This window comes from Bradyrhizobium elkanii USDA 76 (assembly GCF_023278185.1).
Classification (GTDB): Bacteria; Pseudomonadota; Alphaproteobacteria; order Rhizobiales; family Xanthobacteraceae; genus Bradyrhizobium; species Bradyrhizobium elkanii.
This window is the reverse complement of sequence record NZ_CP066356.1, coordinates 5,079,620-5,098,273: the sequence shown is the minus strand read 5'-3', so window position 1 is coordinate 5,098,273 and position 18,654 is coordinate 5,079,620. Positions and strand designations below refer to the sequence as shown.

The following is an 18,654-nucleotide window of genomic DNA, read 5'->3' as shown; positions in this document are numbered from 1 at the left end:
CGCGCCTCAAGCGCTCAGTCCTTTGCGCGTTCGACGTAGGAACCGTCCTCGGTCATGACCACGATGCGGGTGCCCGTGGTGATGTGCGGCGGCACGCCGGTGCGCAGTCCGTTGGACAGCATGGCCGGCTTGTAGGACGAGGAGGCGGTCTGGCCCTTGGTCACCGGCTCGGTCTCGACCACTTCCAGCGTCACGCGCTGCGGCAGCTGAATCGCGACCGGGTTGCCCTCGTGCATCGAGAGCTTCACGGTCATGTTCTCCTGCAGATACGGCGCAGACGAGCCGACGATCTCCTTGGAGACCTGGACCTGGTCGTAGTTGTCGTTGTTCATGAAGTGGAAGCCGTCGCCATCTTCATAGAGGTAGTTGTAGTTGTGGTCCTCGACGGTGGCCTTCTCGACCTGGTCGGTGGTCTTGTAGCGCTCCGAGACCTTCACGCCGTCGCCGATGCGGCGCATTTCGATCTGGCTGACCGGGGTGCCTTTGCCGGGATGAATGTTCTCGGCGGAAAGGACCACATAGAGCTTGCCGTCCTGCTCGATGACATTGCCCTTGCGGATGGAACTGGCGATAACTTTCAAAGGTGTTTTCCTGAATTTGAGAGCCTAAGGGCGCCAACCGGATCGGCTGCCCCTCGGCCATGGCGGCGATTTCGGGCTGCAACATACTGATTTGTCCCTGAGATGCCAGTCTTTTGCGGCCGAATTCGCAAGGTTGCCAACCGTCCCGGCCGCGCCGAGCGGCCCCTATTTTCGGGCCGGATCGGGCGTTTTCAGCGCCGTCCGGTTGTGCTCGGCAAAGCTCGCAGGAACCGAAAATGTGCCGGTCTTCAGATCGTAGAGGCAGCGCCAGTCCTCGAGCCAGGGGAAAGGCGTTTCCTCTCCTTGGATGTCGAGCGGTCGTTCAGGTTCAGCCGGGCGCGCATGGACAAGCTGCGCGTCTTTCGACAAGAAGGGACCAGCCTTGCCGCGTGCCGCGGAGGCCGGGGTTGTGCGGGCTTATGAACTTGTGTGGAATCAATCGGTTGTGCAGGACTCTTGAGTGCGGATGGCGGCTCGTTGATGTTGAATCCATGAGGATGCTCTGGCGATGACAGCTCATGACCGGCCGTCGCCCTGGTGGTCGCCGCAGCGCTATGCCGACCGCAGGCCGTTCCTGCAGGCGCGGACCGCGATCACGCGAGCGGTGCGCGCCTGGTTCGAGGAGCAGGGATTTGCCGAGGTCGAGACCGCGATCCTGCAGGTCTCGCCGGGCAACGAGACCCATCTGCACGCTCCCCGCACCGAGCTCAGGCAGGCCGATGGCTCACTTGCGCCGCGCTATCTGCGCACCTCGCCGGAGTTCGCCTGCAAGAAGCTGCTCGCGGCCGGCGAGCCGAAGATTTACGAGTTCGCGCGGGTGTTCCGCGACCGCGAGCGCGGCGACCTGCATCTGCCCGAATTCACCATGCTGGAATGGTACCGCGCCAATGCCGGCTATGACGCCATCATGGCGGACACGATCGTCGTGATCGCCCATGCGGCGCAGGCGACCGGGATCGGGCGGTTCTCCTTCCGCGGCCGGACGGCCGATCCCTTTGCCGAGCCGGAGTTGCTGACGGTCGCGGCAGCTTTCGAGCGCTTCGCCGGCATCGATCTGTTGGCGACGATCACGGGCGGCGCGGGCGATCGCGAGGCGCTTGCGGCGGCTGCAGCAGCGCGGGTGCGGGTTGCAGATGACGACACCTGGTCCGATATCTTCAGCAAAGTGCTGGTCGAGCATGTCGAGCCCCAACTGGGGCAGGGCCGTCTGACGGTGCTGTTCGAATATCCCTCGCCAGAGGCCGCGCTGGCGCGCACCAAGGCCGGCGATCCTGATGTCGCCGAGCGTTTCGAGGTCTATGCCTGCGGCGTCGAGCTCGCCAACGGCTTTGGCGAGCTGACCGACGCGGCCGAGCAGCGCCATCGTTTCACCGCAGCGATGGACGAGAAGGCCCGCCGTTATGGCGAGCGCTATCCGCTCGACGACGACTTCCTTGCCGCGGTCGGCCAGATGCCGGAAGCCAGCGGCGTCGCGCTCGGCTTCGACCGGCTGGTGATGCTGGCGAGTGGCGCGCCACGAATTGATCAGGTGGTCTGGACGCCGCCTGCGGGAGAGACATGAACAGGATCGATCCAAAACTGGCGGCGACGCTGCGACAGCCGCGCGAGCTGGTTGATGCCGGGCTCGCGCCGGTCGCAGCACTTGCCGGGCTCGAGCGGGTCGCTGCGCGCTACGCGGTCGCGGTGACGCCGGAGCTCGCCGCGCTGATTGATCCGGCCGATCCCGCCGACCCGATCGCGCGGCAGTTCATCCCGAGCGCCGACGAACTCGTCGAGCAGCCGGGCGAGAGCGCCGATCCGATCGGCGACGATGCGCATTCGCCGGTCGCCGGAATCGTGCATCGCTATCCCGATAGGGTGTTGTTCAAGCTCGTCCATGTCTGCGCGGTGTATTGCCGGTTCTGTTTCCGGCGCGAAATGGTCGGGCCGGGAAAGGCCTCGGCCTTGTCCGATGACGCCTACCGTGCGGGGCTGGATTACATCCGCAGCCATCCGGAGATCTGGGAAGTCATCCTGACCGGCGGCGATCCCTTGATGCTGTCGCCGCGCAGGCTGACCGAGATCATGGCCGATCTCGCCGGGATCGATCATGTGAAGATCGTTCGCCTCCACACCCGGGTTCCGATCGCCGATCCGGGCCGTATCAATCCCGAGATGATCGCGGCATTGCGGGTCGAAGGCGCGACGACCTGGATTGCGATCCACGCCAACCATCCGCGTGAGCTGAGCAACAATGCCCGCGCAGCGTGCGCGCGCCTTGCCGACGCCGGCATTCCCTTGGTGAGCCAGTCCGTCCTGCTGCGCGGCGTCAATGACGATGCTGCGACGCTCGAGGCGTTGATGCGCGGCTTCGTGGAGTGCCGGATCAAGCCCTATTATCTGCATCACGGCGACCTTGCGCCTGGCACCGCGCATTTGCGCACCACGATCGAAGCCGGGCAGGAATTGATGCGGGCGTTGCGAGGGCGTGTCTCCGGACTTTGTCAGCCGGATTATGTGCTCGACATTCCCGGCGGCCACGGCAAGGCGCCGATCGGCCCGAGCTATTTGTCGCAGCCGGTTTCCCGCGAACGTGAAGATCCGGTGGAACGGCGCTACCGTATCGTCGATTATTGCGGCGACGTTCATCTTTACCCGCCGCAATCCTGAGGCGGCGATGAGCGGGCCCGGGGACGGACGGCAGGAACCGCCCGAGGACGAGGGCAACCGCAGCATCGAAAATGCTGTGATGTTCGGCTTCTTTGTGGTGCTGGCCGCCGCGGGAATCTGGCTCCTTGGCACGATGGCCGATATACGGAAGGTACAGGATTGCGCAGCGCAGGGGCGACGCAACTGTGCTACCGTCGAGGTCCCGGAACGGGCGCGATAGGGTTGAGAAGCGGAGACGCGAGATGCGGAAGACAGTTTTGTTGATGGCTCTGATGATGGTTGCGGCCGGAGCGCCCCAGCTTGGCATCTCCCAAGCCTGGGCGCAGCAGCAGGGCGGATCGTCCTCCATGCAGAAGGGGGCGGGGGTGCCGGAGGCGCCGATCGGACATCGTCAGCCACGCCGCGGCGACGTCCCCAGCGAAAAGAACATCAGCGATCCGAACAGTCAGGCCAATAAGGAAGACGCGGCGCTCGACAAGAAGATCAAGAGCATCTGCCGTGGCTGCTAACCCACGCAGCTGACCGGCGAGGCGCGATATCCGCCCCGCCGGCAACGCTCAATCCGTTCGGCCGCGTCAGGCCGAACGCTCCTGCAGGCCGTCGCGCCGCACGCTGCGCCTTGCGTCGACGGCATCGGCCAGCTGCTTCAACACGTCTGCCGTCGTGCCGAGATCGATGCAGCCATCCGTGATGCTCTGGCCGTAGGTCAGCGGCTTGCCCGGCACGACGTCCTGGCGTCCCGCAACAAGATTGCTCTCGATCATCACGCCGATGATGCGCTGTTCGCCGCCTGCGACCTGGCGCGCGATGTCGGCGGCAACCGCCGGTTGGTTCTCCGGCTTCTTGCTGCTGTTGGCGTGGCTGGTGTCGATCATCAGCCGCGCTGCGACACCGGCGCGGCCGAGCTCGGCGGCGGCAGCATCGACGCTTGCGGCATCATAATTCGGCGCCCGGCCGCCACGCAGGATGACGTGGCAGTCTTCGTTGCCGCTGGTGGCGGCGATCGCCGAACGGCCGCCCTTGGTGACCGCCATGAAGTGATGTGGGTGCGAGGCCGACTTCACCGCGTCCGCCGCGATCCGCACGCCGCCGTCGGTGCTGTTTTTGAAGCCGACCGGGCACGACAGCCCGGAAGCCAGCTCGCGATGGATCTGGCTCTCGGTGGTGCGCGCGCCGATCGCGGCCCAGGAGACCAGATCGGCGATGTATTGCGGCGTCGTCATGTCGAGGAATTCGGTGCCGGCCGGCAGGCCGAGATTGTTCACCGCCGACAGCACGTTGCGGGCGAGCCGCAGGCCCTTGTTGATGTCGAAGCTGCCGTCGAGATCGGGATCGTTGATCAGCCCCTTCCAGCCGACGGTGGTACGCGGCTTCTCGAAATAGACCCGCATCACGATCTCGAGGCGGTCGGCGAGCTGTTCGCGCAGGCTGGCGAGGCGCTCGGCGTAATCGACGGCCGCCGCGGGATCGTGGATGGAGCAGGGCCCGACGACGACCAGCAGACGGTCATCGGTGCCGTTCAGGATCGCGTGGACGGCGTTGCGGGCGCCCATCACCACCCGGGTCGCCGTCAGGGTGCGCGGGACCTCCCGCATCACCTCTTCGGGTGTACTGAGCTCTTTCAATTCCTTGATGCGAAGATCGTCTGTCGTACTCAACACGGCTGGCTCCTTTGGAGTTCGGGACCTGCCGGCACACAAAAAAGCCGCCAGGTCTGGCGGCTTGTTTTGGACGTTTGCTGCAATTCTTCAGATTGAGCGCGATCCTCCTGCCGCCAGCGAGCTGTCGTAGCTAAAGTACCAAAAATAGCTGGTGGCTGATGTGATCATGGGGCGGGTCTATAGCGCAGGGATTTGGGGCTGTCACCCCCCAAATGCAAGCCCCCCGCGGTTCGGCGTCAGGTGTTGCGCGCCGCCAACGCCATGCCGATCAGGGTCGCACCGCCGAACATCAGATTGAGGCCGACGAGGAGGCCGATCGCCCATCCCGCGGATTCCGGCAAGCCGGCGATGATGAAGAAGGCGATCACGATGTCCATCAGGCCGGCGATCAGCAGCCAGGACCAGCGTCCCGACAATTCGCGGCGGTGCTCCAGCGCGTACATGATGGTGGCGACGCCCTCGGCGAGGAAATAGGCACCGACCACGATGGTCAGGGTCAGCACGCCCTGCATCGGACGGGCGAGCAGCACCATGCCGGCCAGCACGGCGAGCGCGGCCGAAATCAGCGACCACCAGAAGCCCGGCATGTTGCGCGCCCAGAACGTCACGATCAGCCCGCCGATGCCTGAGATCAGGAACATCCAGCCGAGGAAGATGGTGACGGCGAGGCTCGCGAATGTCGGCACGATCATCGCGGCGATGCCGAGGATCACGAGCAGGATGCCTTCGAACAGGAACGCCTTCCAGTGCGCCTTCACCGCGGCCTGCATTTCCGATCGCAGCTTGTCGAGGTCGTTGGACAGGGTCATCGCGGCTCTCCGGATCAGCGAACGTAAAGGCTTCGCGCGTGCGGGCGTTATCCTAACTCTGGCTCGGTGCGGACGGAAAGCCCTCCGAGACGGTCCGCATCCGGTTGCGGCCGAGGAAGTAGACCGCGGTGGTCGCGATCAGCAGCGCCAGTCCGATCAGGATCGAGGTGAAGCCGATCGGGACCAGGATGAACGACGCATTGCGCTCGGGATTGACGTACCAATGATGCAGCGAGGTGAGCAGGAAGGAGACGCCGGCAAAGCCGGCGCCGCCGCCGATCAGCAGCAGCGCCCACATCCGCCGCAGCTGGCTCAGCCGTTCGCGCGCAATGTCGGTGCGCGGGGCATGATGCTTGCCGAGGCGGTGCACCAGACGGATTGCAAAACCGATCGAGGAGAAGCCGATCAGCACGCTGGCCGAGCCGAGCAGCAGCCGCGTGGTCGAGCCGAGGTCGGGGATGCGCTGGAGCGCGAGCAGCGGAAAATCGAACGCCGCGTGCAGCGCGACCGGTGCGACCAGCACCAGCGCCCAGTTCGTGATGCGCGCCCAGTCGCGGTGACCCCGGTAGGCGCCGAGCGCGCCCCCGGAGCGCGCGATCGCAAGATAGGCGCCGGCGATGATACCAAGCGCGCCGTGGAACGGCACCGTGAGCACGCTGCGCAACGCCGCGAGCGCGCGCCACATGTCCTTGTGCTGGACCAGATAGGCGAGGTTCTCATAGGCGGCAAATCCAAGTCCGGCGGCCGCGCCATAGACCACCGTATCCATCGGATCGGCGAAGGCGCGGCGCCGCGTCGAGATCGCGACGATGACGAGAACCTTGACGATCTCCTCCGGTGCGGCGACGCCGAAAGCTGCACGCACCGCCTGCGTCGCCCAGGGATTGTCGGGAATGGCGAGCAGCGCGTTGAAGGGAATTCGCGCGAGGCCGAGCAGCGAGATGCTGGCCGCGCCGAGCACGAAGGCGAGCCACACCTGAACCGGCGGTCCGGGGCGCTCGTCGGCGGCGATGACGAGCCACAACACCAGCAATGCGGGGGCAATGGCGGCGGCGCCGATAACGGTTGGAAGCGACTCAAGCAACAACATGAGCCGGACGGGCCCCTTTGATGGCACCAAAGCGATGCGTGCCGAAGAAATGGCAGCAAGTTCAGCGGATTGCAAACCGGTCTGATGCCGTTCTCGTGACCAATATGCCACGGTGCCTTACGAAAGCGGGTTGGAACGGTGCCGTTGCGGGCCTTGATCAGCTCAAGGCCGAGGGCGGCACCCGGACAGGTTCCTGACCGGCGGCAGGTCCGTGGCGTTCCAGGCGCAGGAGCTTTGTTGGCCCGACGAATGGATGGGATCGCGACCTGTGGGGCCGATCAGCTTTCGGCACCGCGTCCCCTTCGTTGGGTTATAATGCCGTGGGCAAGGCGACTGATCCGGTAAAAGCCAGAGATGCTTTCGATTGATTCTGCTGTGATCGTTCTTGCCGTGATCGCGCTGTTTGCGGCGTTTGTAAACGGCGCGCTTGGTTACGGGTTTTCCTCGCTCACGGTGCCGGTCGCGCTCGTCTTCTACACCAACCGCGTCCTCAATCCCGCGGTGGTGATCGTCGAAGTCTTCGTCAATCTGTATGTTCTGTGCATCAACCTGAGTGGTGTTCCGGCCGTGTGGCGGCGCGTGCTGCCTATTCTCATCGGCATGCTGCCCGGCATCGCGGTCGGAGCCTTTGCGCTGACGTCGCTTCAGCCTGGCTGGACCAAGTTCGCCACCTACTCGATCATTCTGCCGCTCATTCTGCTGCAGGCGGCCGGTTGGCGGAGGCCGATCCAGTTGCAATGGCTGGTCGGTTTGCCTTTTGGAACGATGCTCGGGGTCTTGTACTCGGTCACGACCATTTCGGGCCCGCCGCTGGCGATCCTTTTCAACAATCAGGGCCTCGTCAAAGATGAGTTCCGGGCCGGCCTCGCACTGGTTCGGGTGACGGAGTCCAGCCTGACTGCAATCGCGTACTACAAGCTCGGTCTGTTCATCGACGAGAGCCGGAGCCTCCTGTTCGTGCTCGTTCCCTGCGTTGTCCTCGGCATACCGCTCGGTGCCTGGCTGATCCGGCGGCTGGACGCCGAGACGTTTCGCCGGATCTGCATGAGCTTCGATGCGTGGGTCGTGGGATTCGGCCTGTCGCGCGTGTTGATCGAAGTGAAGCTGATGGAAAGCCCGTGGGCCTACAGCGTCATGGCCGGCACGATCCTGATCGACGTCTGCTTGCTGTACGTCTTCTTCACCGCGAGGAGAGGCAGCGTGCAGAGCTCGCACGCCCTGGCTTCGCTGAAATCCGGCAACCGGGGCGGTCCGACCTGAAGGTGCTCTAACCTGCGAGCAGGCGCCGGCAGGTTTCGACAAACACCTCGGCCCCCGTGACGATATCGGCCTCGTCGGTGTTCTCGCTCCAGTGATGGCTGATGCCGCCGATCGACGGCACGAACAACATCGCCGCCGGCATGATGGTGGCGAGGACCTGGGCGTCATGGCCGGCGCCGCTCGGCATGCGGATCGATTTGCCGCCGGCGCAGGCTGCGCTCGCGGCTTCGATCGCATCCTGGAATGCGGGCGTCATCATCGCGGGCACCCCGGTGCGGATGCGCTCAACCTTCACGCCGCAGCGGCCCTGAGCGGTGGCCTCGGTCGCCAGGCGATGCAGCTGTTGTTCGAGGCGAGCAATCACCTCGGAATTGTCGTCGCGGATCTGGAACAGCATGTCGGCGTGGCCGGGGATGATGCTCGGCGCGCCCGGGTCCAGCGTGATGCGGCCGGTGGTCCACACCGTGCGTGGTCCCGACAGGGCAGGGAAGCTGTCGTCGATCGCGACGCAGAACCGCGCCAGCGCCAGGCCGGCGTCCCTGCGCACCGCCATCCGCGTGGTGCCGGCATGGTTCTGCTCGCCGGTGAACGTAATGCGATACTGCCAGATGCCGACGATCGAGGTGACGACGCCGATCTTGAGCCCGCTGCTTTCCAACGTGTCGCCTTGCTCGATATGCGCTTCGAGATAGCCGACGTGGCGGCCGGCCTCGGCGTTGAGGCGCGGGCGGCCGGCGAAGCCTGCGTCGCGCAGTGCATCGCGCATGGTGCGATCGCTGGAGCGGTCGCGGGCTGCATCGATGTCGGCTTCGGTCACCGCGCCGACAAACGACCGGCTGCCGAGGAAACTGCCGAAATGTCCTTCCTCGTCGCACCACGCGGCGACCTCTACCGCGCCGTTTGCGTCCGGATCGGTATTGATGACGCGCGCCGCCTCCAGCGCATAGATCACGCCGAGCGGCCCATCGAGCCAGCCCGCATGGTTCTGGCTTTCCAGATGCGAGCCGGCGAGCAGCTTTGGTCCCGCCTTTGCGCTGGAGCCGAGCACATTGCCGATGCCGTCGATCGTCGCGGTGAGATCGGCGTCGGGCAAACGCGCCGCGAGCCAGTCGAGCGAGCGCAGATGCGGTTCGGAGAATGTCGGCTTGTGCACGCCGGTCTTGTAGGCGCCGATCGCGCGCAGCGCATTGAGATCGGCGAGCACGCGCTTGCCGTCGAAGCGACCGTTGATGCCTGGCATGATTGGACTCCGGATTGCCGTCTTGATTTACGCCTTGATCTACGCCTTGGCGCCTCAATCCCGTCTTGATGCCGTCGTGGTTGGGTGCGACGGAACAATCAGGGCAAACGATTTCTTAGCGGTTCTGCTCTTAGGTCGCAGTACGAATAGCGTGAGAGTGTGATCATGTCTGCATTCCGGAACTGGGCTCGCAAGGCCGCTGTGCTGTTTCTTCCGATCGCGCTCGGCGCCTGCGCGCAGGTTTCGCAGCAATACAGCATGACCACGCCGCCGCCGGGGACAGGTCCGCTGGCCTGGGACGGTGCCGGACAGGACCCCAATCTTCCGCAGCCGCGGCGCCATTCGCGGAATGCGTCGCCCGCGGTAGCGGACACATCGCCTGCGCAACTGTCTGAAGCGGACGCCGACGAGCGGCTGGCGCGCAAGCTCGTGATCTGCAGCACCTGCATCAAGCGGACGCCCGTGGCGGCGCAGCCGAATAATCGTCAGGACGTCGCCAGCAATCACTAGCGGCCGGCGCTGAGCGCGTTGCCGGACATCCAGCCGGCCCGCAGGCCCTAGTTACGCCACGATGTCGGTCGATGCGCAGGACCATGTCGATCCGCAGATTCATTGTTCCCGTCGCCGTCGTCGCGCTTGCCGCCGCAATCCTGATTCACGTCGGCGGTTCGCGGGCGCATGCGCATGTGCCGCCGCACTGCGGCTTCTGGACCTCGATCGAGGCCGGATTGTCCTGCAGGTGATCTCCAGCATGACCTGCAATCCGGGAAAAGCGTTCTGAACGCTTGCCCGCCCGGCCAATCGCCACTATACGTTCGCCCGTCGCGGCTTGAGGGCTGTGGCCAGTCCGGCGCATCTCACGTCTAACGCATTGATTTGCCGGGAGTTTTGCTCCCTTCGTCTATCGGTTAGGACGCCACCCTTTCACGGTGGAGAGAGCGGTTCGATTCCGCTAGGGAGCGCCATCACGGCCAAAGTGAAGACCCCGCAAAATCAGACGTTTAAGCGTCTGGATTGACGTTTTCGGCGCATCACCCAGTCGATCTCGCGACAGTTCAGCACCTACGGGGAGTGCCCCCAAGCGCGGCGATCGCCGCACCTGGGGGCCGGAACGGTCTTGGTGAACCGGCGGCGCTCGTCTCCGCCGTGCGGTCAGGCCAGCAACTGCCGCAAGCTGCTTCTTGATCGGGGCTTACGATTGCGATTGGCGCTGCTCGGAGCATGACGTCAGGCCAGACCGATGACTTTTTCGGGCTGCTGCGCGACTGTGCGAATTGCTGGATCAATTTCGCCTGGAAATAATCCACACGACGATCGGCCAGCTCGGCTCATTTCGTAATGCCAATTGGTAAATTGGGTTGGCCGGGTCGTCCGGGATGGGTTTCATCCGAAGCGGGGATGCCATCAACCCGATCACCTCGCGGTTGCCCCATCCCCCACAAGCGATCGTCTCGGCGTTCGCGTTATCAGATATCAGCCTTAGCGATTCCGGAGTGAAGCGCCAAAAGTCCTTCGGCGCCGCGTGAATGCCATTGACGAAACAGGTCGTGTGACAGACGTAGCCGCCCGGCTTCACAACTCTGATTGATTCAGAGAATGCTTTTTGGGGATCTCCCTCGACGTGTTCGAGAACCTGGTCCGAGACGCAGAAGTCAAAAGTGCCGCTCTCGAATGGCAAATCTATGAAGTTGGCATCAGGATAGCTGACCTCTGTGTATTTCGTTTTGGTCAGTCCCAGCTCAACACCGAGTCCTTTCGATCCGGATATCGAGAGGCACGTTTTTTCGTTTCCGTCATATTCCGATAGAGCGCGATGGAGCGCTTTGTACATCGCGAGGCGCGTGATCCACCACGTCTTTGGACCAGGCGCATCGAGAGCGTGTTCGTAAAGTTGCCGAATGGTGGTTGGCGAGAGACCGTCCATTGTTTTTCCTTTGAAGGTGGCACACTACCGTATTGCAAATATCGAACTGAGCCCCAGCAAATGGAAATGAGATGTGCGGCAGTCTCCCGCTCCCTTCAATTAAAGAGAAGAGCATATGCACCACGATCAATTCGATCAAGTGCGGCGTCTAGCGTTTCGAGATTTGCATCAATTGAGTTCGGTGCCAGGACCGCTTTCTTGATGAGCGACGATGTGAGTATCGCGCGAACGCTGGCGGGCATTTACGGCAACAACGACACTGACTTTGAAACCCGGATTTGCAACGGCGCTTCCGCCATGGACGCGCCCAAGACTCCCAAGACTGCAGACCCAAACGCGCTCGGTAAGATTGCCGACAAACTTGCGCAGACGGCTGCCGACAATCTCCGGTAGGCGTCCGGTGGCTCGTCTGGTCATGACTTGCTGAGGTTCCTTGGCATTGGGAACTGCCTGGAGCAACGGGCACGCTTTGCTGTGCCGCGCTGGCAGATGCAGATGTGAACAATCCCGAGATCGCTGCAATCCGCCCTTCTTTGGCAACCCTTTGTAAAGCCAACGGCGATACGGCTGGGCCCGGGATGATGTGATGGCTCCAGGGACCAGGAAGCGCGAAACGCGCAAATCGCTGCGGCAATCTGGCTGGATCACGCTCGACGGCGGATTCGCCGCGCGGCCCTGCGTGGTCGAGGACATGTCCTCGTCGGGCGCCAAGATCACGGTCCAGGACAACAACACGCTGCCGGCCAAGCTGCGGCTGGCGTTCTCGCGCGACGCCCGCACCGGGCGCGCCTGCGAAGTGGTGTGGCGCGAGGGCAGGACGTTCGGCGTCAAGTTCGTGCGGTAGTGAATGATCCGGAAAAGTGGGATCCGGTTTCCGAACAGATCATGCTCAAGAAAGAAGCTAGCTCATGCTGCGTTCGTCCCGATCGCATCATGAGCTGGCCTCATCCGGTGGCGCAGGATAAAAGGCCGGATGCGCAAGACCTGCATCGCCATCATCGCCATCCTGCTACCCGCCGCCGCGCTCGCGCAGCAGGGCGACCGCCGCAATTTCCAGACGCCCCCCGACGCCAGCAAAACCTTGCCGTCGAAATCCGCGACGCGGAGCAATCCTTGCGCGTCGTACGGGCCTGGCTTCGTCAAGGTCGAGGGCTCCGACACCTGCGTGAAGCTCGGTGGCGGCATCAGCGTCGATCGTGGGATATCCGGCCGCGGACGGTGAGCGGCTCGCCGCCCGCGCTCACGACATCGGCGGCGCGATGAAGCGCACGAAGGCCGGCCGCCCCGCGATCTCACCGAACCAGCGCTCGAGATTGGGCAGCTTCGGCTTGGTGACGCCCTCGACGCCGAGCCAGCGCCGCGCAAAGGCGCCGAGCGCGATGTCGGCGATGGTGAAATGGTCGCCCTCGATGAAGCGGCGCCCCGCGAGCTGCGCCTCGACGACGCGCCACACCGCGCCCTCGGCATCGGCGTCCTTCTGGAGCTGGACCATGTCGCGCTTGTCCGGCGGCGTGCGCACCAGGCCCCAGAACACCGGACGGTCGACCGGCTGCAGCGTCGACAGCGTCCAGTCGAGCCAGCGGTCGACGGCGGCGCGCGCCTTCGGCGCTTGCGGATAGAGCGGCGCGCCCTGGCCATAGGCCATGCAGAGATAGCGCATCACTGAATTGGATTCCCACAGCACATAGTCGCCGTCGACCAGCGTCGGGACGCGGCCATTCGGATTCATCGCGAGATAGTCGGGCTGATCGTTCTTGCCGAACTGCATGCCGGCATCGATGCGCTGATAGGGAAGGTCGAGCTCGGCGAGACACCAGAGCACCTTCTGCACGTTGACCGAATTGGCCCGGCCCCAGATCGTCAATTGCGGCTTGCTGTCCATCACGCGATTCTTCCCGCTGTTGTGCTTTGCGCGCGTTCATAGCCGAAGCGTCAGGGAAAAGCGCGGGGTGGATTGTACCGAGAGCAAAAAAAGAGGCCCCGCCGCATTGCGGCAGAGCCTTGCTGATAGCTATGCATCAAATCGCGGTCAGTGACCGAACAGCAACCACAGCACGATGATCACCGGAATCGGCACGCCCAACAGCCAAAGCAAAATTCCTTTTCCCATCTCGTTGCCTCCTCGCATACTTGTAAGGAGGCAACGTCAACGATCGTGTCGCGTTCCTCGCGTTCGCTCCGCGCTTCAGCAAGGGCGAAACACCGACAGGAACGCGGATGCGGGCGCGGTGTTTACCAGTGGCCGGTGTTCGGCATCGACGCCCACGGCTCGGCCGGGGCCTTCGGCTCGCCCTTTTGCAGGATCTCGATCGAGTGCAGGTCGGGCGAGCGCACGAACGCCATGTTGCCGTCGCGCGGCGGACGATTGATGGTGACGCCCATCTTCATCAGCTTCTCGCAGGTCGCGTAGATGTCGTCGACCTCGTAGGCGAGATGGCCGAAATGGCGGTCTTCGCCGTATTTCTCCTCGTCCCAATTGTAGGTCAGCTCGACCAGCGGCGCGCCGCGGGTCTGCGGCAGGGACTTGAGCAGATGGAGGTCTTCCTCCGCGCAGAGAAACACCAGCGTGAAGCGGCCCTTTTCATTGTCGATGCGGCGCACTTCCTTCAGCCCCAGCGCGTCCTGATAGAATTTCATCGCGACATCGAGATTGCGGACGCGCAGCATGGTGTGCAGATAGCGCATTTTCTTATCCTCCTGCGGATTCAGAGATTTTGTTTGAGACGGGGCAAGAAATAGCAGCAAAACGCGGTGCGGGGCAGGGGTTAGCGCGACTTTTGCCGACCGCATTTCGCCTTTGCATGCTCACACCCTTGCGAGCGCTGGCTCCCGTTGCGCCGCGCGATCACGCAGCCAGATATGGACGGCACGCGCCGCGCTTGCGCAGCAGCGGATACGAGAAAGCCCCGCCCGGGAAATATCCGGGACAGGGCTTTCGTGGTCGAGCCTTGGAGGCACCGCGCCTCTATCTCACCGATTGCCGATCACGGCCAATCAAGGACACGCGAGGTTGGACGTCCTCTAAAGCGCGAAACCCCGCGAGCGGGCTCGCGAGGTCTGATGCCGACCGGCCTTGGGGAGATCGTGCCGGCAACCGCGCATACAATGTCGCTGCGCGCGGAAGGTTCCTGGGGTCCGGAAAATAGAAAGCCCCGCAGGCTGGATGCGGGGCTTTCCCAGCTGACGGACTGGGGATCTCTCAGGGCGTGAGCCGTCAACTGTCGGAGACCAAACTTAAGGTTGAATTTGTAAAATGCAACAGCGCCGCGTAGACGGAGTATGTTCGTCCCACAGCGCTGCGCCGGATGCTGGGCCCTGAAATCCCCAGCGCCCTTTATGTCTTCGCGCCGTGCAAAAGGTTCAAGGAAGGACCCCGCGAGGGGGATTCGCGGGGTCCTTCCAAAGCCGACAGGGCGGTGAGCTGTCGGCACCAGGCGTGTTTGCGGTTGCGCTGTTCAATGCGGTTTCGGCCGACCGGCTTCGGGAACGTCCGGGTTTCCAATCGGGCTGCGGCTCGTACGATCTTCCAGGCCGCGTCTTGCCGCGGAACAGGGCGCACATGGGCGCCTCCAGAAACCAAAACCCCGCCAGTTACCGAAGTAAGCTGACGGGGCTTGTTGAGCTGATATTTCCGGTGGATTTCTCCCTCGTTGTACCGCTCGCGAAACCAACGGCGGAACGAGAGACTCGTTCCTTTTTTTTAGCGGGCGCCTCTTTTTTTAAGGTCGCTCTTTTCAAGGTCGCAGCTCCCGGGACGTTGGTCGTGGGAACCTGACGCCGCTCACACCTTGATGTCGAGGATGGTCTCGACCGCTTCACGGTCGGCCTGGTTCTTCGCGGCGAAGACGTCCAGCACATCCTCATTGATGATGCGCGGCTGCTCCTTCGCCGTCTGGTCGACGACGAGCTGCACTCTGGCCTGCGTCACTTCGACAGGTACGGGGTATACGAGCATGGCTCTCTCCCTCCGGAGGATCGAACCTTGTCAGGGCTTTCTTAACGATTTGTAAGCGCTCGGGGAGCCGCCTTTTGCGCCGATTCGGACGGGCCCGGACGGTATCGGCCTGCTCGCACGCCGGCCGGATTGGAGCCATACTGCGGGCTGCCAGGACCGGGCGGCGCGATCGATGAAGAACGGGCTCTATTCGATCCATATCCACATGACCGACGGCGTGAGGGGCCGCGACAGCGGCATCCTGATCCTGCGCGACGGTCTCTTGATCGGCGGCGGGCCATATTTCTGGTCGATCGGGGCCTACACCGCCGGCGAGGGGACCTGGAAGGGACATCTCAGCACCAACCAGCATTCGCCGTTCGCCGACCCGTTCACCCGTCCGCTGTTCGCCGGGCAGGAAGTGACGAGCGGGTTCTCCGGCACGTTCAGCGGTGACGAGGCCGAAGTGTTCGGGACCGTGCTGGTTGGAACCCGCAGCCTGGGTTTCCGGGCCACCCTGAAACGGCTGGCGGATGCCTGATTGCGCGCACGCGGCGCGAGGCTGTGGACGAGGGTGCAGCAAGACCCGTATTTTGTTGGATAATTGGACCCGCTGGCGCTGTGAATTTGCTGCGGACAAGCAGGGGATATCGCTGTGAATCGGGCTGCGGCGGACTGTCGGAACTTGCCTGACGAGGCATTGCCCGGGCACCGCTAACCCTACCTGGTTAGGTTAAGGGCAGCATCGTGTTGTCACCACCTGCGATTGCGGTTGGGATGGCTGCGGGTGACAGCCATGATGCCAACGTTCCACAGTGCTGATCGACCGACCCACCGACGCGTGATGGTGGTGGGCCTGCTGTTCTGTTCGCTCTTTGTCGCGATCAGCTTCTGGTTTCGGCCGCAGCCGGAGAACGGCAAGGCACTTGTGAAGGCGGACCGGCTGGTGCGGACGGCGGGAGAGGCTCGGAAGGCAAACTGAACACGGCGAGCCGGGACAGCGGCAAGTTGAGACGAGCCGTCGGCGCTCAGTCCGGCAGCTTCCCGTTCGGATGCTTGTGATACATCGCGATGCCGATGAAACCGGCAAAGCCCATCACGTTAAGCAGCAGTTCCATCCATGCCGGCATCGATGCGAACCTCGTTCACCGTCAAGCTAATCATTGAGGTTGTATTTTTGTTCCGGCGCTAACCGATGGTAGCTTTGCGCTATCGCATGGCTGGCGCGTTTTCGAGCGATCCGATCGGAACGTAACGCTCCCGGGAACCGGAACCCGCGTGGCGGCAACCATCGCACAGCGGCACCGGTAACAGCCATAAGCCCGGAGCACACCGCTCCGGGCTTTCTCACTTGCGCCTCATGGCGCAATCGCGGGTGCCCCGACCATGAGCGCGGTCGCCCGGCAGGGCATCAAGCAAGCGGTCTTGCGTTAAGCGGTCTTGCGTTGAAATCCGCTCCAGGCATTGCCGAGCGTGTTGTCGTAATATTCCTGGCGATCGCGCTCGAACTTCTGCTGCGTCGCCCTGAAGCTGGCAACGCGTGCGACGATCTCCTCGCGCTCGCGCGCGATGCGGTCTTCCTGATCGGTCATTGCCCATCCTCCTGGCCGTGGTCCTGTCCCGGGCGCATTGGCGTCAGCGAATTGGGCGTCAATGCGGAGCAGCCCGTGCAGGAATGTGATGATGCTGAGGCGGCGGAGGAGCGACGAAGCGGATGCGCCGAGGCGGGTGGTCGCAAGCCGATCGATCAAGGCACCCTGATCTCAGCCGATCGCTCGCGCAACGGTTGAGCCCGCAACGGGGCGGGCCGTGCTATAATTGGTGCGGCCAACCGGATTGTTTTCAATGATCGCAAAAGATTTGCGCAGCGGCGTCGAGCTGCTCGGCAACATGATTGCCGAGGCGTCGTCCATCGTGCCGTTCACCGGGGCGGGCATCTCCACCGAATGCGGCATTCCCGATTTCCGCTCGCCCGGCGGGCTGTGGACCCGCAACCGGCCGATTCCGTTCGACGAGTTCGTCGCCAGCCAGGACGCGCGCGACGAGTCCTGGCGGCGCCGCTTTGCGATGGAACAGACCTTTGCGGCGGCCAAACCCGGTCGCGGCCATCGCGCGCTTGCGTCGCTCTACCGGGCCGGCAAGGTTCCCGGCATCATCACGCAAAACATCGACAACCTGCATCAGGCGTCGGGCTTCAAGGCCGAGGACGTGATCGAGCTGCACGGCAACACGACCTATGGCCGCTGCATCGGCTGCGGCAAGGACTACGAGCTGTCGTGGGTGAGGCAGCAGTTCGACAAGGCGGGCAGCGCACCCGACTGCGCGGACTGCGGCGATCCGGTGAAGACCGCGACGATCTCGTTCGGGCAATCGATGCCTGAGGATGCGATGCGCCGCGCGGCGGAACTCTCCAGGCACTGCGACCTGTTTCTGGCGATCGGCTCATCGCTTGTGGTGTGGCCCGCCGCGGGCTTTCCGATGATGGCGAAGGAGAGCGGCGCGCGGCTCGTGATCATCGACAACGAGCCGACCGATCAGGACGACATCGCCGATCTGGTGATCCGCCACGACATCGGCGACACGCTTGGTCCTTTCGTAGGCAATTGATGCCCGATTGATTCGCGGCCGTGCAAGCCTGTTCATAGTTCCCGCAAGAATCGTTTTTTAGCTATGCCCCGCAAGCGGGAGTGTTATCTTTTGGTTGAGAGATTCGCGCCGCGTCCAAAATCAGTCCGAGTGAGTTGGTCATGGAGAGCAGCGTGTACAGGGTGCGCCGCAACGACGGCGATCTGCATTTGATGTGTGGGGTCCGGGGTCATGGGGTCGGACGGATTTGAGTCCAAGAAGCTCGGCGGACCGCCGATGGGCGGAGTTGGGCAAAGCAGGATTGGTCAAGGCGAGTATGGAAGCGCGCCGCGCGATCCGGCGATCGATGCCTTCTCCGGTCTCGGCGACACCGCGGCCAACCTCGTCGAGGTTTCCGGCGTCATCAAATGGTTCGACGCCTCGAAGGGATACGGCTTCATCGTCCCCGACAATGGCTGGCCCGACATCCTGCTGCATGTGACCGTGCTGCGGCGCGACGGCTATCAGACCGCCTATGAGGGCGCGCGGCTGGTCGTCGAATGCGTGCAGCGCGCGAAGGGCTACCAGGCTTTCCGCATCGTCTCGATGGACGAATCGACCGCGATCCATCCGGCGCAGATGCTGCCGCCGCGCACCCATGTTACGGTGACCGCAACCAGCGGGCTCGAGCGCGCGCAGGTCAAGTGGTTCAACCGGCTGCGCGGCTTCGGCTTCGTGACTTGCGGCGAGGGCACGCCCGACATCTTCGTGCACATGGAGACGCTGCGCCGCTTCGGCATGACCGAACTGCGCCCCGGCCAGTATGTGCTGGTGCGCTTTGGGCCCGGCTCCAAGGGTATGATGGCCGCCGAGATCCACCCGGAGACCGGTCCGTCGGCGCTGTCGTCGCATTAGCGCCTGAACGGACTCCCTGACGGAAA

The 18,654-nt window shown here is 63.7% G+C and carries 24 protein-coding genes and 1 tRNA gene; 14 read left to right on the top strand and 11 right to left on the bottom strand.

Translation table 11 applies throughout. The features are described from left to right. Nucleotides 1-14 precede the first annotated feature (14 nt). Nucleotides 15-581, bottom strand: coding sequence for an elongation factor P (efp, locus tag JEY66_RS24905; protein ID WP_016844580.1), 567 nt, complete (start codon nucleotides 579-581; stop codon nucleotides 15-17). A 165-nt stretch (nucleotides 582-746) separates the two neighbouring features. Continuing rightward, nucleotides 747-950 (bottom strand): hypothetical protein, encoded by a 204-nt coding sequence (locus tag JEY66_RS24900; RefSeq protein ID WP_129964997.1) that lies wholly within the window; start codon nucleotides 948-950, stop codon nucleotides 747-749. 139 nt (nucleotides 951-1,089) lie between these two features. On the opposite strand from JEY66_RS24900, the gene epmA reads away from it, so the two are divergent. The 3 genes from epmA to JEY66_RS24885 all read left to right on the top strand — a co-directional run bounded on the left by epmA (nucleotide 1,090) and on the right by JEY66_RS24885 (nucleotide 3,739). Continuing rightward, complete coding sequence (epmA, locus tag JEY66_RS24895) at nucleotides 1,090-2,142, top strand: EF-P lysine aminoacylase EpmA (RefSeq protein WP_018271481.1); 1,053 nt, start codon at nucleotides 1,090-1,092, stop codon at nucleotides 2,140-2,142. Further along, the gene (locus JEY66_RS24890) at nucleotides 2,139-3,230 is read left to right on the top strand and encodes a lysine-2,3-aminomutase-like protein (protein WP_018271482.1); all 1,092 of its coding nucleotides are present in this window, start codon (nucleotides 2,139-2,141) and stop codon (nucleotides 3,228-3,230) included. Before epmA ends, JEY66_RS24890 begins: the two co-directional genes overlap by 4 nt. Before the next feature lie 242 nt (nucleotides 3,231-3,472). After that, a complete protein-coding gene (locus tag JEY66_RS24885) occupies nucleotides 3,473-3,739 on the top strand; it encodes a hypothetical protein (protein ID WP_026192725.1) in 267 nt (88 codons plus the stop codon). A gap of 66 nt (nucleotides 3,740-3,805) precedes the next feature. Here the strand turns inward: JEY66_RS24885 and JEY66_RS24880 are convergent, their stop codons facing one another. From JEY66_RS24880 to JEY66_RS24870, 3 genes are all read right to left on the bottom strand, one after another. Further along, a complete protein-coding gene (locus JEY66_RS24880; protein ID WP_026192726.1) occupies nucleotides 3,806-4,891 on the bottom strand; it encodes a 3-deoxy-7-phosphoheptulonate synthase in 1,086 nt (361 codons plus the stop codon). 236 nt (nucleotides 4,892-5,127) lie between these two features. Then, nucleotides 5,128-5,700 (bottom strand): HdeD family acid-resistance protein, encoded by a 573-nt coding sequence (locus JEY66_RS24875; protein WP_018271485.1) that lies wholly within the window; start codon nucleotides 5,698-5,700, stop codon nucleotides 5,128-5,130. A 52-nt stretch (nucleotides 5,701-5,752) separates the two neighbouring features. Beyond that, nucleotides 5,753-6,790, bottom strand: a complete 1,038-nt coding sequence (locus JEY66_RS24870) for a PrsW family glutamic-type intramembrane protease (protein WP_018271486.1) — start codon at nucleotides 6,788-6,790, stop codon at nucleotides 5,753-5,755. A gap of 354 nt (nucleotides 6,791-7,144) precedes the next feature. On the opposite strand from JEY66_RS24870, the gene JEY66_RS24865 reads away from it, so the two are divergent. Beyond that, nucleotides 7,145-8,050: a sulfite exporter TauE/SafE family protein gene (locus JEY66_RS24865; protein WP_018271487.1), complete on the top strand. Its 906-nt coding sequence runs from the start codon at nucleotides 7,145-7,147 to the stop codon at nucleotides 8,048-8,050. Nucleotides 8,051-8,057: 7 nt separating this feature from the next. On the opposite strand, the gene JEY66_RS24860 is transcribed toward JEY66_RS24865, so the two are convergent. Further along, nucleotides 8,058-9,290, bottom strand: coding sequence for a Zn-dependent hydrolase (locus JEY66_RS24860; RefSeq protein ID WP_018271488.1), 1,233 nt, complete (start codon nucleotides 9,288-9,290; stop codon nucleotides 8,058-8,060). Between the two features lie 165 nt (nucleotides 9,291-9,455). Here JEY66_RS24860 and JEY66_RS24855 point away from each other — a divergent pair, with 165 nt between their 5' ends. The 3 genes from JEY66_RS24855 (at nucleotide 9,456) to JEY66_RS24845 (ending at nucleotide 10,255) form a co-directional block, all read left to right on the top strand. Then, entirely contained in the window at nucleotides 9,456-9,800 is a 345-nt protein-coding gene (locus tag JEY66_RS24855) for a hypothetical protein (protein WP_129964998.1), read from the top strand. 71 nt (nucleotides 9,801-9,871) lie between these two features. Continuing rightward, nucleotides 9,872-10,033 (top strand): hypothetical protein, encoded by a 162-nt coding sequence (locus JEY66_RS24850; protein ID WP_157183454.1) that lies wholly within the window; start codon nucleotides 9,872-9,874, stop codon nucleotides 10,031-10,033. A 147-nt stretch (nucleotides 10,034-10,180) separates the two neighbouring features. Next, nucleotides 10,181-10,255: transfer RNA gene (locus JEY66_RS24845), tRNA-Glu, on the top strand. Between the two features lie 317 nt (nucleotides 10,256-10,572). Here the strand turns inward: JEY66_RS24845 and JEY66_RS24840 are convergent. After that, on the bottom strand, nucleotides 10,573-11,214 hold the full coding sequence (locus JEY66_RS24840; protein WP_018271491.1) for a methyltransferase domain-containing protein: 642 nt from the start codon (nucleotides 11,212-11,214) through the stop codon (nucleotides 10,573-10,575). A 201-nt stretch (nucleotides 11,215-11,415) separates the two neighbouring features. On the opposite strand from JEY66_RS24840, the gene JEY66_RS24835 reads away from it, so the two are divergent. From JEY66_RS24835 to JEY66_RS24825, 3 genes are all read left to right on the top strand, one after another. Further along, nucleotides 11,416-11,607 (top strand): hypothetical protein, encoded by a 192-nt coding sequence (locus tag JEY66_RS24835; RefSeq protein ID WP_018271492.1) that lies wholly within the window; start codon nucleotides 11,416-11,418, stop codon nucleotides 11,605-11,607. 193 nt (nucleotides 11,608-11,800) lie between these two features. After that, a complete protein-coding gene (locus JEY66_RS24830; protein WP_018271493.1) occupies nucleotides 11,801-12,058 on the top strand; it encodes a PilZ domain-containing protein in 258 nt (85 codons plus the stop codon). Nucleotides 12,059-12,187: 129 nt separating this feature from the next. Continuing rightward, nucleotides 12,188-12,436 carry a hypothetical protein gene (locus JEY66_RS24825; protein WP_018271494.1) on the top strand — a complete coding sequence of 83 codons (249 nt, stop codon included), beginning with the start codon at nucleotides 12,188-12,190 and terminating at the stop codon, nucleotides 12,434-12,436. Nucleotides 12,437-12,454: 18 nt separating this feature from the next. Here the strand turns inward: JEY66_RS24825 and JEY66_RS24820 are convergent, their stop codons facing one another. From JEY66_RS24820 to JEY66_RS24810, 3 genes are all read right to left on the bottom strand, one after another. After that, entirely contained in the window at nucleotides 12,455-13,096 is a 642-nt protein-coding gene (locus JEY66_RS24820; protein ID WP_018271495.1) for a glutathione S-transferase family protein, read from the bottom strand. 350 nt (nucleotides 13,097-13,446) lie between these two features. Beyond that, on the bottom strand, nucleotides 13,447-13,899 hold the full coding sequence (locus JEY66_RS24815; RefSeq protein ID WP_016844600.1) for a VOC family protein: 453 nt from the start codon (nucleotides 13,897-13,899) through the stop codon (nucleotides 13,447-13,449). Nucleotides 13,900-14,995: 1,096 nt separating this feature from the next. Next, complete coding sequence (locus tag JEY66_RS24810) at nucleotides 14,996-15,169, bottom strand: hypothetical protein (protein ID WP_018271496.1); 174 nt, start codon at nucleotides 15,167-15,169, stop codon at nucleotides 14,996-14,998. A 172-nt stretch (nucleotides 15,170-15,341) separates the two neighbouring features. Between JEY66_RS24810 and JEY66_RS24805 the strand changes: the two genes are divergently transcribed. Together JEY66_RS24805 and JEY66_RS24800 are read left to right on the top strand one after the other, a co-directional pair. Further along, nucleotides 15,342-15,689, top strand: a complete 348-nt coding sequence (locus JEY66_RS24805) for a GrlR family regulatory protein (protein WP_018271497.1) — start codon at nucleotides 15,342-15,344, stop codon at nucleotides 15,687-15,689. 255 nt (nucleotides 15,690-15,944) lie between these two features. Beyond that, entirely contained in the window at nucleotides 15,945-16,130 is a 186-nt protein-coding gene (locus JEY66_RS24800; RefSeq protein WP_038375803.1) for a hypothetical protein, read from the top strand. Between the two features lie 448 nt (nucleotides 16,131-16,578). On the opposite strand, the gene JEY66_RS24795 is transcribed toward JEY66_RS24800, so the two are convergent. Further along, on the bottom strand, nucleotides 16,579-16,740 hold the full coding sequence (locus JEY66_RS24795) for a hypothetical protein (protein ID WP_016844605.1): 162 nt from the start codon (nucleotides 16,738-16,740) through the stop codon (nucleotides 16,579-16,581). Between the two features lie 253 nt (nucleotides 16,741-16,993). Here JEY66_RS24795 and JEY66_RS24790 point away from each other — a divergent pair, with 253 nt between their 5' ends. Together JEY66_RS24790 and JEY66_RS24785 are read left to right on the top strand one after the other, a co-directional pair. Next, nucleotides 16,994-17,755 carry an SIR2 family NAD-dependent protein deacylase gene (locus tag JEY66_RS24790; protein ID WP_018271500.1) on the top strand — a complete coding sequence of 254 codons (762 nt, stop codon included), beginning with the start codon at nucleotides 16,994-16,996 and terminating at the stop codon, nucleotides 17,753-17,755. A 210-nt stretch (nucleotides 17,756-17,965) separates the two neighbouring features. Further along, complete coding sequence (locus JEY66_RS24785; protein ID WP_018271501.1) at nucleotides 17,966-18,628, top strand: cold-shock protein; 663 nt, start codon at nucleotides 17,966-17,968, stop codon at nucleotides 18,626-18,628. The last annotated feature ends 26 nt before the right edge of the window (nucleotides 18,629-18,654 follow it).